Below are 15,409 nucleotides of genomic sequence, written 5' to 3'. Positions count from 1 at the left end.
CCAGCTTTAGGAGACGCAAATGACACAAACAATCGACACCGAAATTGCTCACTCGAGCCATAAAATCGATGCCGGCTCGCAGTCAATGTTAAGGCAGCGCTTTGTCAGCCAGCCCGATTTAATGCCTGCACAACTGGCGAGTGAATTAGGTATTGCCGAGCTTGATGTGGTCGCAGCACTGCCGCAAGCGCAGCGGGTGTTTTTACCTTTAACACAAATCGACGAGCTGCTGCAGAGCTTACCCGAGTGGGGACCTCTGACCACGATAGTGATGCTCTCGGGCAGTGTGTTTGAATTTAAAGGTGATTTCCCTCAAGGGAAATTTGCCCATGGTTACTACAACCTCTACAGCAAAGGTGATGGCCTTCATGGTCATCTTAAGCTGGATAACATGCGAGCAATCGCCTTAATCAGCAGACCCTTTAGGGGCAGCGAGAGCCATTCGATTAACTTTTTTGGCCCTCAAGGCGAGGTGGTATTTAAAGTTTATTTAGGACGAGACAAGCAAAGAGTGCTTTTTCCTGAGCAAGTTCGCCGTTTTAAAACGCTAGCGGGCACCTTTGCCACTCAATAGTCACCGACATAATTTATTAAGGTATCCAACATGAAGCCTGAAATCTCCGAGCAAGAACAACGTTTAAGGGACAAACTGTTACCCGAAATTGAGGCCTTTAAACAGCAGCGCCATACTTTGCAACTCGCAACTGTGGATACGGATGGGCAACCCAATGCCAGTTACGCGCCATTTGCCTTAGCTGACGATGGGTTTTACATCTTAGTGAGTGACTTAGCCCGCCACGGCCACAACCTTAAACAGTCGACCAAAGTGTCTGTGATGCTGGTGGAGGATGAAGCCGAAGCTAAGTCGGTATTCGCCCGTAAACGCCTCACTTTCGATGCAATCGCTCAAGCGGTTGAACGCGATACGCCCTCGTTTAGCAAAGGAGTCAGCCTGTTATCAAAACGCTTTGGCGACATGTCCGATAACCTCGCGGCACTGATGGACTTTAATCTGTATAAGTTAGCGCCCCATCAGGGATTGTATGTGAAAGGTTTTGGCCAAGCCTTTAGTCTGACAGGGAGTGAATTACTCGATGTTAACTGGAAGCGTGATGGCCACCATGGCACGCCTAAAGCACCCGAAGATATGCAGGTAGCTTAAGTGCCTTTAGCTTAAACATTTGTGTTTTGAAAATCTGCGCCTTGAGCTTGACCGACTCAAGGCGCCAGCATAAACCCGCTATCTAGGCGGGTTTATTGTTATATTCCTCAAGGCATTTTTACTTTTACCTTCATCCTTTGTTATTGCCGGATTTCAGAGACGCCTTGCTAAACTCACTTTGTTTATCCTTAGGGCATTCGGGTATGCTCTGTTGATGCTCGCATGTGCTAAGGTTGATGGGCACATAAAGACTAAGGATATCAATAGTGAACAAACCGCTAACTGAGCCTACAGAATTGAGTACACTTCCCCCACGATCATTATCAGAGTCCACTATGCCTCACAACGCTGCTAATACCTCGATTCGCCAACGGGCGGTATTGCCCTGGATTTGGCAATTTCTTAAGCCCTATCGCCTGCGGGTGGTTGCGGCGATTGTATTTCTTTTGATTGGCTCCTTGGCCTGGCTATCCCTCGGGCAGGGCGTGCGGCTGATGGTGGACGAAGGTTTTATTAAGGATAACGCCCAGCGTCTCAATGAAATTATTTTGTTGGTACTGCTCATCACCGCCGTGAGTGGCACTGCGGTGTTTTGTCGTTTTTATTTGATGACTTGGCTCGGCGAGCGGGTCAGCGCCGATATAAGGCTGACGGTTTACAATCAACTGCTGAAGTTGTCTCCAGCCTTCTACGCCAAGGTGCGTACCGGTGAGGTGATTTCGCGCTTTACCGCCGACTCGACTCTGCTGCAAACCGTGGTCGGCTCGAGTCTCTCGATGGCGCTGCGCTCCGGCGTGACTGTGATCGGTGGGCTGGCGATGATGGGGATCACCAGCGTGAAGATGACGCTGCTCGTCTTACTGGCCGTGCCTTTGGTGCTGGGGCCTGTCGGTTTCTTTGGCCGAAAAGTGCGAACCTTAGCGCGGGAGAGTCAAGACCGGGTGGCGGATTTGGGGGCCTATGTGGATGAAACCTTACATGAAATTCACACAGTGCAAGCCTATGGGCATGAGGATAAGGACCGCAGTTTGTTTAATGGTCGTGTTGAAGATGTGATGACCGCCGCCAGTGGTCGCATTCGTTACCGCGCCATGTTGATTTCCTCCGTGATGTTTTTAAGTATCGCCGCCATTGCATCTGTGACTTGGGTCGGCGCCCACGACGTGATGTCGGGTAAAATGACGGGCGGCGAACTGTCGGCCTTTATGTTTTATGCCGTGATGGTGGCTGGCGCCGTTGCCACTATCAGTGAAGTTGTCGGTGAGATCCAACGCGCCTCGGGCGCCGCCGAACGTTTAATCGAGTTGGCTGAAACTGAGGTCGATATTCCTGCGCCAGTGGTGCCTAAAACACTGCCCACGAAAGTGCGTGGCGAGCTGCAACTACAAGAGCTGAATTTTCATTATCCCGAGCAAACTCAGTTAGTGCTCAGCGACTTAGATCTAACGATAACCGCGGGCGAGCGGGTGGCCTTGGTCGGGCCAAGTGGGGCCGGCAAGAGCACGCTATTTCAGTTATTGCAGCGGTTTTATGTGCCGTCTTTGGGCAGCATTCATTTGGATGGGATTGATATTGCTGAGCTTTCACCAAAGGATTTGCGGGCGCAGTTTGCGCTTGTGCCGCAGGACTCAGTGATTTTTGCTACTAGTGTGCTGGAAAATGTGCGCTATGGCCGCGTCGATGCCAGCGAACAGGAGGTGATTGATGCCTGTATTGCAGCCCGTGCCCATGAGTTTATCAGTGAGTTTAGTGAAGGTTATCAAACCTACTTGGGTGAGCGTGGCGTGCGCTTATCCGGTGGTCAAAAGCAGCGTATCGCCATTGCGAGGGCGATTTTAGCCGACAGGCCTATCTTGCTGCTCGATGAGGCGACCAGTGCGCTCGATGCCTTAAGCGAGCAAAAAGTGAAGCAGGCACTCGATGAATTGATGAAGGGGAAAACCACGCTTATCATCGCCCATCGCCTCGCCACAGTGATCAATGCGGACCGAATTATCGTGTTCGATAAGGGGCGTATCGTCGCCAGTGGTAAGCATCAAACCCTTTTACAAACCAACGCCTTATATCGTGAATTTGCCAGTTTGCAGCTTCTGACGGATGACGTGAGTGCGCTTAGCGAGTAAGGTTTGGATGGGAATGTAATGCAAACAAAACCCCAGAGTGTTGCTTTGGGGTTTTGTTTTGGATTTAAGACTGCTCGCACATCACTGATGTTTAGCTATGTTTAAGCCTGATGTTTCAGTTCTCGGCGCAGAATTTTACCCACGGTACTCTTAGGTAGCTGCGGCATAAATTCAATCAACTTCGGCAGCTTGTAGGCGGTGAGTTGCTCGCGGCAGAAGTTGATAATGGAGGTTTTCATTTGATCATGATCTTGGCTGTCATCTTTTAGCACAACAAAGGCTTTGACCGCTTCTCCTGAGTGTTCATCCTTTACACCAACCACGGCACATTCAATGATATTCGGATGGCTGGCGAGCACGTTTTCGACCTCATTCGGATAGACGTTAAAGCCGGAGACAATAATCATATCCTTTTTGCGATCAACGATTTGATGGAATCCTTCCTCGTTCAAAATCGCAATATCCCCGGTTTTAAAGAAACCATCGGCAGTCATTACATTGGCCGTTTCTTGGGGATTATTCCAATAACCCAGCATCACTTGCGGGCCTCGGGCGGCGAGTTCGCCAGCTTCCCCTTGCGCAACTTCATTGCCGTTTTCATCTAACAGTTTGACCTCAGTGCCGAGAACAGGCTTACCGATAGTGCCAATCTTCTGATATCCGGGAGCATTGAGTGAAATCACCGGTGAAGTTTCGGATAATCCATAACCTTCACTGATGGTATTGCCCGTAGTTTGTTGCCAGATATTGGCTGCGGCCGCGGTGAGTGCCGTACCACCCGAAATAGTGATTTTTAAATGACTGAAATCTAGCGCCTTAAACTCTGGCTGATGGCACAAAGCGACAAAGAGGGTGTTAAGCCCTGCAAAGCCGGTAAAAGGATATTTCGCCAGTGTCTTGATTAAGCCACTAATATCACGGGGATTGGGGATCAATACCGAGCAACCACCACATTCAAAATACAGTACTAAGTTCACCATAAAGGCGTAGATATGGTAAATCGGCAGTGGCGCGACAAAAATATCTTCCCCTTCGCTGATAACGCTGCCGATGCGGGATTTTACCTGCGCCGCATTGGCGAGCATATTACCGTGGGTCAGCATGGCACCCTTGGAGAGGCCCGTTGTGCCACCGGTATATTGCAGCGCCGCTAAGTCACCTGCGGCAGGGGCTACACGGTTAAAGGGTAGCTCGGACCCTTGTTTTAGCACATGACAGAATTCGACATTTTTAAGCCCCGTTTTGGGCTGCACCTGCGGATCGATAAGATCTAACGGGTGAGTGGAAATCACCAATTCAATTGGTGTGGTCGCAACCACTTTAGCAAGGGTTGGCAACAGATCTGACAGCACTACTAAGGCCTTCGCACCTGAGTCATTAAACTGATGAATAAGCTCTCGCTCCGTGTAGAGCGGGTTAGTGTTGACTAGGATAAGTCCCGCCCGCAACGCACCATAGGCGGCGATAACGAATTGGGTAATATTGGGTAATTGAATCGCGATCCGATCGCCGGGTTTTAGGTTAGTGTTATTCTGCAAATAGGCCGCAAAATAGCGTGAATCGCGTTCTATATCATTGAAGCTGCTGGTTTTCCCCAAACAAGCATATGCCGTTTTATCACCAAAGCGTTGGCTAGTGCGTTCGATTAAGTCTATGAGTGATGAGTATTTGCCAAGTTCGAGTTGTGACTCTTGATCGTATGCCATGCCTAACTACCTCAAATAGGTTTATCGTTGTTATTATTTTAAAATCAAACGAGTGTTTAGATTAGAAGGATTCAACCTGTCAGGTCAACGTTTATCGTTAAATTATTGTAGCAATTTGCACGGCTATCCAATTGTAAAAATAGAATTTTTACTCTAATGAAGGGCGGTGAACTGCAGTGCAAATTTACTACAGCACACCTGAATTTGAGATGAAAAAGCGAGGGTTAGCGTCGAAATTAACGGGGAGATTGCTCATCATGGCGTAGGGTGAGCACTTCGTATCCCATAGGGGTGACAAGTATCGTATGTTCTGATTGCGCCGAGAGTTTTTTATCGCGGGTAACAACCGTCCAACCATCTTTTTTGAGCTTTATCTTTTCAGTGCCCTGATTCACCATGGGCTCAATGGTAAACACCATGCCCGCTTTGAGCTTAAGGCCTTGATTCGGTTTTCCATAGTGAAGGACTTGCGGCTCTTCATGCATTTCTTGACCTATCCCATGGCCGCAGTAATCCCTGACGATGCTATAACCAAAGGATTGCGCATATTGTTGAATCGCATGGCCAATATCGCCTAATGTGGCCCCAGGTTTTACCTGTTTTATCCCCTGCCACATGGCAAGATAGGTCACATCGGCCAGCTTTTGGGCAGTGGCGGGCGCCTGTGGCATCGCATACATTTTACTGGAGTCGGCAATATAGCCGTCTTTCTCGAGGGTAATATCTAAGTTAATGATATCTGTGCTTTTGATGACCTCAGTCGCTGAGGGCACACCATGGCAGACCACCTCGTTAATGGATGAATTCAACACATATTGATAGCCATACTGACCCTTACTCGCGGGACGCGATTTTAGCTCATTGACGATAAAGGCTTCGACCGTATCGTTGATATCCATGGTGCTGATGCCTGGGCGGACATAGGTATCAAGGATTTGAAATACTTGAGCGAGTAATTGCCCGGCGCGGCGCATCAGTGCAATTTCTTCGGCAGATTTTATCTTCACTTGATTATTCATCGGCCATTTCCTTTACCTGGCTCACGTTGGCTAGGTTCACATCTGCAGATTTCATCAAATCGGCGACTAACTGATTAAAGGAGAGTTGTGGATGCAATTCTGCCAGCATCCCGATCCTTATCCAGAATTCTGCCTGCGAGTTGATTGAGCGTGACATGACCGAACTGGCTTTTCTCAGCTCATCATGCAGTTCTTCGGAAATTTTAACTATGCCCATAAATATACTTTATATATGTTTCGTATATTTATTGTATTCGATCTATATGGCGCTCCGTCAATAATAAATCGACATTGGTTTACCGCAATGACAGCCGAGCCTCTTTTGAGGCTGTCGCCGTAAGCGCAAGAGAAGTGGTTAGAAGGCTATGGTTTTGCATTGGCATATTTCATGTTTGTGCGGCGCGAGTTGAGGCTATTTAGCGGATTTAAGGAAACAAGCTGAGTAAAAAGCCCTGCAACCTCTGTTATTCAATGGGCAAGATTCGCGCAAGTGACTAACAGTGATGGAGTGTGCTCGCTTATCGGCGAGCACACTGCCGCATGACGCGCTAAGGGCTAAAGAAGCCGGTTTCTTGGCTAACGCTTTGTTCAGGTTTGCTCACATCCGTTACCGAGAATTCGATAATTTTGCGCCCCGTTGGGATTGCATCCTTATCGGCTAATACTGTCACGGGATAATCCGATTGCTCGCCCGGAGCAAGGGTAATGACCGAGTCGGCAATTAAGCTGAAGGGCATTTCGCTGTTGACCGCGAGTTGATATTGCTTGGTTTGCTGAGTCTTGTTACGGATCTTCAGCTGGTAGGTATTTTCAACTTTGTTATCGGCGGTTTCGCGATACAGGCTCTGTCTGTCGCGAATGACGTTAAGCTGAATTTCACTGCGACTGGAGAGATCTAAACCTATTACAACCAACATAATGACAACGGCTGCGCCGTAACCTAAAAAGCGTGGCGAGCGCCAGTTGGAATGGGTGATGCCCTTTAATTCATTCTCGCTGACATAGCTAATTAGGTTTTGTTTGTAGTCGAATTTTTGCATGGTTTCATTACAGGCATCGACACAGGCACCGCAGTTAATGCACTCGTATTGGAGCCCTTGGCGAATATCAATCCCCGTCGGGCAGACTTCGACACATAAGTTACAGTCAACACAATCACCGAGTTCAGTCTGTTGTTTGCGCTTACGTGGGCCGCGCGCTTCGCCGCGTGCGGCATCATAGGTGACGGTTTTAGTGTTGGCATCGAACATGACTGCCTGAAAACGCGCATAGGGGCAGCAGTGTAAGCACATTTGCTCGCGCATCCAGCCAGCATTTAAGTAAGTACAAATCGCGAAAAACCATACCCAGCAGGTTGTCCAAAAGCCGGCGTTGCCGGTAAAAATATCCAAATAGAGTTCGCGGGCGGGGATGAAATAACCGATGAATCCACAGCCAGTAATTAAGGCGGCTAATCCCCACAGGCCGTGTTTGAGACTTCTTTTACCGAGTTTATTGGCTGACCATGGCGCCTTATCGAGCAATTTGCGTTTGTTGCTGTTGCCCTCAATTCGGCTCTCGAGCCAAACAAACATAAAAGTCCACGCGGTTTGCGGGCAAAGATAGCCACACCAGACACGCCCCCAAAACACAGTAATGAAAAACAACCCAAAGGCGGCGGCAATAAACACCCAAGCGAGCAAGGTGAAATCCTGTGGCCAGAGCGTGAGGCCAAAAAAGAAGAACTGCTGCTGACTCACATCCAGCAATATCGCTTGCCGACCATCAAAGGAAATAAAGGGCAGAGCAAAAAACAGCAGTACTAACAGGCTATTCATTGTGGTTCTTAGACGCTGAAAATAACCCTTCTGCTCTCGAAAATGAATCTGACCATTCACGGGGGCTGGTTTATCGTCCGCCTGGATATTTTTTACGGGGATAAATTGCTCAGCAGAGGGGCGCTTGGCGTTCTCTCTGTGTTGGATGTCACTTTTGGGCATATGCTGTCCTAACGGCTTAAATAAGATTCGGCTCCCTATAGCAAGCGTTAGGCCAAGTTTAACGTATTGATTTTTAATGGTTAAATTGGATGGCAATTTGGCGGGTGTCGCGATATATCGCTAATTGGCGATATATCGCGTTTTTAAAGTTATTCTTCCGCGAGGGTTTGACGTGTAATCCCGAGCTTCTTCATCCGCGATCTAAGTGTACTTGGCGGGACGCCGAGCACATTGGCCGCACCGTTGGGGCCCGAAATACGCCAATTGAGCTGCTTTAATGTTTGCTCTATGTGTTGTGCTTCCGCCTCGGCCAAGGTTTGTAATGGTGAGGCCGCGGTTTGAGTCTGCAGGTGATGCGTGGGCATGGCATGGATATGTAAAATATCCGTTTGAGATAAAATGGCCTCCCGCTCGAGGATATTTTGCAATTCACGCACATTACCCGGCCAGCTGTAGGCCATCAGTTTTTGCAGACCTTTTTGGCTCACGCCGCGCAGTTTCTTACCGAGTTTGCGGTTTAGGGAATGCAAAATGTGGCTGACAAGCTCGGGCATGTCCTCAAGTCTTGCCCTCAGCGGCGGCACTTGGATGGGGAAGACGTTCAAGCGGTAATAGAGATCCATCCTGAATAAGCCCTGTTCAACGCGCTTGAGTAAATCATGGTGACTGGCGGCGACTAAGCGAATATCGACCTTAATGGTTTCACTGCCGCCGAGTCGTTCGAAGGATTGCTCTTGGATCACCCGAAGTAACTTAGATTGCGCCTCCAAACTTAATTCGGCCACCTCATCGAGAAACAGCGTCCCTTGATGGGCGAGTTCGAAGCGGCCCTTGCGCAGCTGAGTCGCACCAGTAAAGGCACCTTTCTCATGACCAAACAACTCACTCTCTAACAGCGAGGCTGAAAACGCCGCGCAGTTAACGCTGATCATGGGCTTATCTTTACGGCGACTCAGTTGATGTAAGTTACGGGCAACCAGTTCTTTGCCTGTGCCATTTTCGCCACAAATCAATACGGTACTGTCGGTATTGGCCACCATATGCAGCTGCTGGATCATATGACGGATCACCGCGCTACTGCCCGAAATATCCACATCGCCGGTCTTATCGGCTAACTCGGCTTGGAGATAATGATTCTCGCTGGCCAGTTGCTCCGACAGGGCTTGAACCTGCGCTAAAGCTTGACGTAGCGACTGCTCGGTTTGTTTCTGAATACTGATGTCACGAAATATCGCGACTACGCCGATAAGCTTGTTGTCCCGATAGACGGGCGTCGAGCTGTAATGTACTGGAAAGCTGCTGCCATCTTTGCGCCAAAACACATCGTGGGTGATTTCCCTTGCAATCCCATCCTTCAAGGTGTTGTAGATAGGACAATCTTCTTGGGGATAATGACTGCCATCCGCGTGGCTATGATGATGGCAATTATGGATATTTTTGCCGAGTAATTCTTCATTCTTCCAGCCCGTCATGCGCTCAGCGGCGGGATTAATGAAGACGGCATTACCATTTAAATCAAACCCATAAATGCCTTCACCCACGGCATTGAGCAGTAGCTGATTCTCTGGCAGAAAATGTTTATCCAAGGGCATTGCGGCGGGTTGTGTTGAGTTCATTCCGTTGATTCCTTAATACGAATGAGTGCCCAGAGTATAACCCCTTGAGTCGTGTCGCGATATATCGTGAATTACTCGGTAACGCTCGAATTGAATGGTTTAGAGATATGTTTAGAGGTCTGACCATTAACTTGTTGATAATAAAAAGCTTATATTTTAATCGATCGAAAGTTGTATTTAGTGCTGGCGTAAAAGAGTAAATTGTTATAAAAATGTTTCATAAATATCTTTGGCTAAGTTGACCTGAATAAAGCAGGCTCGCCCTTAATACTGGGGATTCACGGCAACGCAGGGATGTTTATTGCAGTACGGTGTGAGTGAATGACCGAGTTAAATAGCGTTTTGGGGTGAGATGGCTGTGTTAAGAGTATGGAGTGATTTTCTGCCCACCTTTCCGGGAAATTACTTTCTACTGATTTGAAGTGTGCAAAAAGGCTGCGATGCAGCCTTTTTTATTGCGCGAGTGTTTGTGTCTTAAAGCTTTGTTTTTGAAGTTTAAGCCAAATAAACAGCTTACAGTGCTTTTGCCTGAGCTAAGCCATTAAGCACGGCCTCTATGGTGAGCGTTGAAGGCAGCACTATGCCGTTTGGCGTCCTTGGACCATAGACCTTATTGTAAGGTGTACCCGGTACGCCTTCATGCTTCATATAACCCGCAATGGTGGAATCGGCTTCGCTCCAATTTCCCTGCATCAAAATAACCTTGTCGGCCATCAGCGCATTCACCACTTGCTCTCTATGGGTGACTTCAGCCTTGTTGGTTTGGCAAATGCTGCACCAGTCTGAGGTGATATCCACAAACACTGTGTAGCCATCGGCGACCAGCGGCGCGATTTTTTCAGGGGCCAGCGTATGCCACTGCAGCTTTTGATAGGCTTGATAATCTTCGCCTTTATGTACAAAACCGATAATTCCGCCTAGACCTACGGCGAAAAATCCCAATACAAAAATTACCGCGAGTGGAATGCGCTTACCTTTGCTGCGTTGCCAGATTAGCAGGCCAATCGCGCTCACGAGTAATGCGAGAATGACCAGACTGATAAGAGTGATAGTGCCCATAGATGCCTACATGAGTTTCCGATAATCCATTCTATCTTAGCGGCTAACAGCTTAAATCTGCGTGAATTTATGCTTTAAAAGCCGATTAAACCTTTGACGCATTCGGTTGCAATTGTGCTTTTGCGCCGAGTGCACAGTATTTGTAAGCTGGTGCACCAATAAAAAGATCACAAAATAACCACTACAGAAGGGAAGAATAATTGATGCGAGCGCTAACAGAGAAGCAAACGCCCTCAAAACTGAAATGGGCAAGTGTGCTGCTGCCCTTGTTATTCACTGTCTCCATAGTCGGTCATGCCGAGCCCGCGCAAAAAAGCGAAGCTAAAGTGGATAAGCTAGTGCCAGAGGTGGTGACGACTAAGCACAGAATGACGATTCAAAATCAGAAGATCAGTTATCAAGCCATTAGTGGAGAAACCATTTTAGAGGATGATAAGGGTGAGCCTCAGGCGAGTATCTTCTCTATTACGTATTTACGGGATGATGTGCAGGACAGCAGTAAACGCCCTGTCACGTTTATTTTTAACGGAGGCCCAGGTTCAGCTTCGCTCTGGTTGCACATGGGACTCTTTGGGCCAAAACGTGTGATTGTGCCCGGTGATGCCAAAGATGATGGTGCGGCGCCTTATCGGATTGAAGCCAACGATTACTCATTACTCGATGAGTCTGATTTAGTATTTATCGACCCTGTGGGTACCGGTTTTAGCCGCGCGCTTGGTGAGAAGAAAGGCGCTGATTTTTGGGGCGTGAAAGAAGATGCCCAATCCATTGCCGAATTTATGCGCCGTTGGTTGATTGAACATAAGCGTTGGAATTCGCCTAAATATCTTGCCGGTGAAAGTTATGGTACGACGCGAGCCGCAGCATTAGTGGATGAACTCCAAGGCGGTTGGACCGATATCTCGGTCAATGGCGTGATGCTGATTTCATCGATTCTCGACTTTAGCCACGCTCGTTATCAACCCGGTAATAACCAACCCTACATTGGTTTTTTACCGACCATGGCGGCAACTGCTTTTTATCACAATAAAGTTAGTGATGCCGACAAGGCCTTAGGGCTCGAAGTGTTTGTCGAACAGGCGCGTCAATTCGCTATTAAGGATTACGCCTTAGCCTTATTACAGGGCAGCCGTTTAGCGCAAAGCGATTATCAGAGCGTACGCAAACAGTTGGCGCGTTTTACGGGCCTGAGTGAGTCTTATCTTGACCGAGTAAATTTGCGGGTGAGTGCGAGTCGCTACACCAAAGAATTGCTCAGGGATCAGGATTTGACCGTCGGGCGGTTAGACAGTCGTTATACCGGCAAAGATTACGACAGTGGCGGTGACTCGACCGATAACGACCCGTCAGGATATGGTATCGATGGCGCTTATACGGCGGCAATCCATCAGTATCTGTATGAGGATTTAGGGGTTAAATTATCACGCCCCTTCAACGTGCTCTCCACCGATGCTAATCGTGGCTGGAACTGGAATATCAGCGGTAAGCAAATGCATTATGTGAATGTGGCGCCCTATTTAGGGCAGGCGCAGCGTGAGAATAAAGATCTGCGAATATTTGTCGGTAACGGTTATTTCGATTTTGCGACGCCCTTCTTTGCGACCGAAAATACCTTTGCCGATAATGGTATAGATAATAGCCGTGTCACTATGCACTACTACAAAGCGGGTCATATGATGTATGTGGAGCCCGCGTCGCTTGCGCAACTGGTGCAAGATATCCGCGCTTTTTATCATCCTAAGGCGGCTAAATGAGAGTGACCGTATTATTTGGCCAGTGTTAAACTGCCACTCCTGTGAAGGCCCTATTGAGGGCCTTTTTATGCTTTAAAGGGTTAAAAATGAGCTTTAGTACTTGGTTAGGACTATTGGCGATTTGTTGCTTGGGCGCTATGTCTCCCGGGCCGAGTTTGGCCATGGTTGTGCGTCATACCTTGGGCGGTGGTCGCGGCAAGGGGATCGTTTGCGCTTGGGCACACTCGATTGGTATTGGCATTTATGCGTTAGTGACGTTACTCGGCCTAGCCGTTGTACTGAAAAAAGCGCCGTTGATTTTTAATGGGATAGCGATTTTAGGCGCGCTCTATCTCGCATGGATGGGGATCCAAGCATTGCGCTCAAACGGTGGTATGCAGGCAAAGCTTGCGGCGGGGGAGGCGACGGATACACTCACAGCAGCGCGCGATGGTATCGCGATTTCCCTGTTCAATCCTAAGATTATGTTGTTCTTTTTAGCGCTGTTTAGCCAGTTTGTGATGGTGGCCGATAGCTTGACGGGTCAAGCACTTATCGTGCTAACGCCTTTGGTGGTTGATGGGCTGTGGTACACCTTGATTGCCTTACTGTTGTCCCATTCGAGTGTATTGCCTAAGTTACGGGAAAAAGCGGGACTTATCGATAAACTTTCTGGTGTGGTACTGATCCTGCTCGCGATACGCGTGGTGTACACTCTCTGACGTATCACAATGCACATTGATGAGTGTGAAGAAATAAGTGCGAAGAGATAAAAAAACGCCATCATAAGATGGCGTTTTTTATGGGATTTTAGCAGGCGATGCTTGGCCTATAGCGCATCATCAGCCTTTAAAGATTTGTACCGAGTCATCCGCCGCCACCGCTTCTTCCTGCATAACGGGTGGATTCGCGATATGGTCGTCTAGATTGTCGCTTAGCATTTCACGGTATTCGGCGCTAAACCAGTCGAGCGCATTGTCTTTTTCTGCGCCTAAATCGGCAGATTTGATCGCGGCTTCAAAGGCGTTAAAACGCGCTGCGGCAAAACGCAGGGCCGTGCCGACTTTACCGACATCACCTTCCTGCTGGCTTAGCTGATTGGCTAAGGCAATAAATTGATCGGCAAGTTCAAAAATCGTGGTGTTGCTGGTATCAGTCATAGCGCTTACTCAAAATAATTTATTGGTGGGCGATTCTATCCTAAATTCTGCAGGAAGGAACCGCTTACGCTTAAGTATTGGGATCTAAATCTGTTGTAGTGAGCCCAATACTTAGTAGGTCATCCATCGCTAAATTGCGGTTAGTTTGATGGTTGATTGGGCGATATTGTAATTGGTATCAATGGGTTTTACTTCATCATATCAAGGCAGAATATGCAGGTCTGTTCTGTCATCGTGATTTAAATTCTTGCCGATTTGGGATGTAAATAGCCTGCCGAAATACAAGGTCTGCATGGCGGTGCGGGGGAAATAATATCTGATTTAGCCTCCTGTGAAGATTCATCTTCTGTTCAGTTAGCCACTCGCATACTGCTTCCATCAACAGGAGAACCGCCATGAAAGCAATTAAACTTACTCTGTCAGCCTTACTACTCGCTGCAGCTTCATCTTCGGCCATTGCGGCTGATGTCGGAGTGTCGATTAACATCGGCGATCCAAACTTTTACGGTCAGATCAATATTGGTAATTTTCCTCGTCCACAGGTGATTTACGAACAGCCTATCGTGATAGAGCAGTCTCGGGTCGTGTATGAACCTATCTATCTGCATGTGCCGCCTGGTCATGCAAAAAAATGGGGCCGCTATTGTGCCTCCTACGGTGCCTGCGGTCGTCCAGTCTATTTTGTTCAGGATGTCTGGTATCGCGATGAGTACGTCCCCCGTTATCGCTCCTATAAACAAGATAAGCATCACCACAAACATTACGACAAACATGAGCGCCGCAAAGATAGGGATGACGATCGTGGTCATGGCCACCGTGGTCGCGATTAATACGGATTGTTTATACAAACGCCCCTATCACGCTAGCTGATGGCTTATCAGAGTCATTTGCGAATCAAAGCGCCGAGGCTCAACGTGGCTCAGCACTCAACTTTGCTCGAGTTAACTTTTGCGATTCGGGGCGTTTCTCGATAGCAATCGATTGCCTTAACCAAAGGGACGGAGCGGGTTTAGACCTTAATATGCTTGTGATATCTCAAGACTCGGGAATAAAAACCGGAGTTGGCTTGTCATGTCGCGCTATCACTTTTAAGCTAACGGCATCGTAACTTAAGTAAGAGAAACAGATTTTGGCGACTTGGCAGGCATTTATTGACCATCAACGTTCTCAACCCTATTACCAGCAGTTGATAGCATTTGTGAATCAAGAGCGTGAATTGGGTAAGGTGATCTATCCTCCTAAAGAGGATGTGTACAACGCCTTTAAAACAACCCCATTGGAGCAAGTGCGTGTAGTGCTTATTGGTCAAGATCCCTACCATGGTCCGGACCAAGCCCACGGTTTGTGTTTCTCGGTTAAGCGAGGCATTAAACCGCCGCCATCGCTGGCCAATATGTACAAAGAGTTAGTGGACGATATTCCCGGTTTCCAAATCCCGAACCATGGTGATTTAACCCAATGGGCGGAGCAGGGGATTTTGATGCTCAATACCGTGCTGACGGTGGAACAAGGGCAAGCCCACTCACATGCCAATGCAGGCTGGGAAACCTTTACCACTGAGGCGTTAAAGCTGCTTAATGCGCAGGAGCGGCCGATTATTTTCGTACTCTGGGGCAGTCATGCCATCAAAAAAGGGGCGGTGATTAGTGCGCCACAGCATCAAATTCTGTCGGGCCCCCACCCGTCACCACTGTCGGCTTATCGCGGCTTCTTCGGTTGTGGGCATTTCTCTAAAGTGAATCAACTGCTGATGGCGCGGGGGGAAGCGCCGATCCAATGGCAGGTTTAAGTTCACTTTGATAAAGAATGTTAAAAATAAAAAGGCCTTGCTAAGCAAGGCCTTTTTATTGAT

Annotated in this window: 14 protein-coding genes; 7 read left to right on the top strand and 7 right to left on the bottom strand. The window is 48.2% G+C overall.

Translation table 11 applies throughout. The features are described from left to right. Positions 1-19 precede the first annotated feature (19 nt). The 3 genes from hutX (at position 20) to L2713_RS07460 (ending at position 3,285) form a co-directional block, all read left to right on the top strand. Entirely contained in the window at positions 20-574 is a 555-nt protein-coding gene (gene hutX, locus L2713_RS07470) for a heme utilization cystosolic carrier protein HutX (RefSeq protein WP_248967456.1), read from the top strand. A gap of 30 nt (positions 575-604) precedes the next feature. Then, positions 605-1,162 (top strand): heme utilization protein HutZ, encoded by a 558-nt coding sequence (gene hutZ / locus L2713_RS07465; protein WP_248967455.1) that lies wholly within the window; start codon positions 605-607, stop codon positions 1,160-1,162. A gap of 335 nt (positions 1,163-1,497) precedes the next feature. Beyond that, a complete protein-coding gene (locus L2713_RS07460) occupies positions 1,498-3,285 on the top strand; it encodes an ABC transporter ATP-binding protein/permease (protein WP_248967454.1) in 1,788 nt (595 codons plus the stop codon). Between the two features lie 101 nt (positions 3,286-3,386). Here L2713_RS07460 and L2713_RS07455 read toward each other — a convergent pair whose 3' ends face one another. From L2713_RS07455 to L2713_RS07430, 6 genes are all read right to left on the bottom strand, one after another. After that, a complete protein-coding gene (locus L2713_RS07455; RefSeq protein WP_248967453.1) occupies positions 3,387-4,991 on the bottom strand; it encodes a long-chain-fatty-acid--CoA ligase in 1,605 nt (534 codons plus the stop codon). A 236-nt stretch (positions 4,992-5,227) separates the two neighbouring features. Further along, entirely contained in the window at positions 5,228-6,010 is a 783-nt protein-coding gene (gene map, locus L2713_RS07450) for a type I methionyl aminopeptidase (RefSeq protein WP_248967452.1), read from the bottom strand. Continuing rightward, the gene (locus L2713_RS07445; RefSeq protein ID WP_248967451.1) at positions 6,003-6,227 is read right to left on the bottom strand and encodes a ParD-like family protein; all 225 of its coding nucleotides are present in this window, start codon (positions 6,225-6,227) and stop codon (positions 6,003-6,005) included. The genes map and L2713_RS07445 overlap by 8 nt, the downstream gene beginning before the upstream one ends. 331 nt (positions 6,228-6,558) lie before the next feature. Then, positions 6,559-7,989 carry a cytochrome c oxidase accessory protein CcoG gene (ccoG, locus tag L2713_RS07440; protein ID WP_248967450.1) on the bottom strand — a complete coding sequence of 477 codons (1,431 nt, stop codon included), beginning with the start codon at positions 7,987-7,989 and terminating at the stop codon, positions 6,559-6,561. Positions 7,990-8,138: 149 nt separating this feature from the next. Beyond that, a complete protein-coding gene (locus tag L2713_RS07435; RefSeq protein WP_248967449.1) occupies positions 8,139-9,605 on the bottom strand; it encodes a sigma-54 interaction domain-containing protein in 1,467 nt (488 codons plus the stop codon). A gap of 513 nt (positions 9,606-10,118) precedes the next feature. Then, positions 10,119-10,664, bottom strand: a complete 546-nt coding sequence (locus tag L2713_RS07430; RefSeq protein ID WP_248967448.1) for a thioredoxin family protein — start codon at positions 10,662-10,664, stop codon at positions 10,119-10,121. A 203-nt stretch (positions 10,665-10,867) separates the two neighbouring features. On the opposite strand from L2713_RS07430, the gene L2713_RS07425 reads away from it, so the two are divergent. Both L2713_RS07425 and L2713_RS07420 read left to right on the top strand, forming a co-directional pair. Further along, positions 10,868-12,418, top strand: coding sequence for a S10 family peptidase (locus L2713_RS07425; protein WP_248967447.1), 1,551 nt, complete (start codon positions 10,868-10,870; stop codon positions 12,416-12,418). 86 nt (positions 12,419-12,504) lie between these two features. Then, a complete protein-coding gene (locus L2713_RS07420; RefSeq protein WP_011621685.1) occupies positions 12,505-13,119 on the top strand; it encodes a LysE family translocator in 615 nt (204 codons plus the stop codon). 120 nt (positions 13,120-13,239) lie between these two features. On the opposite strand, the gene L2713_RS07415 is transcribed toward L2713_RS07420, so the two are convergent. Beyond that, positions 13,240-13,557, bottom strand: coding sequence for a DUF3144 domain-containing protein (locus L2713_RS07415; RefSeq protein WP_011621686.1), 318 nt, complete (start codon positions 13,555-13,557; stop codon positions 13,240-13,242). Between the two features lie 395 nt (positions 13,558-13,952). Between L2713_RS07415 and L2713_RS07410 the strand changes: the two genes are divergently transcribed. Beyond that, the gene (locus tag L2713_RS07410; RefSeq protein ID WP_011627030.1) at positions 13,953-14,387 is read left to right on the top strand and encodes a hypothetical protein; all 435 of its coding nucleotides are present in this window, start codon (positions 13,953-13,955) and stop codon (positions 14,385-14,387) included. Positions 14,388-14,686: 299 nt separating this feature from the next. Further along, entirely contained in the window at positions 14,687-15,346 is a 660-nt protein-coding gene (gene ung, locus L2713_RS07405) for a uracil-DNA glycosylase (protein WP_248967446.1), read from the top strand. The last annotated feature ends 63 nt before the right edge of the window (positions 15,347-15,409 follow it).

Source organism: Shewanella seohaensis (assembly GCF_023283775.1).
GTDB lineage: Bacteria > Pseudomonadota > Gammaproteobacteria > Enterobacterales > Shewanellaceae > Shewanella > Shewanella seohaensis.
This window is presented reverse-complemented; position numbering and strand designations above follow the sequence as displayed.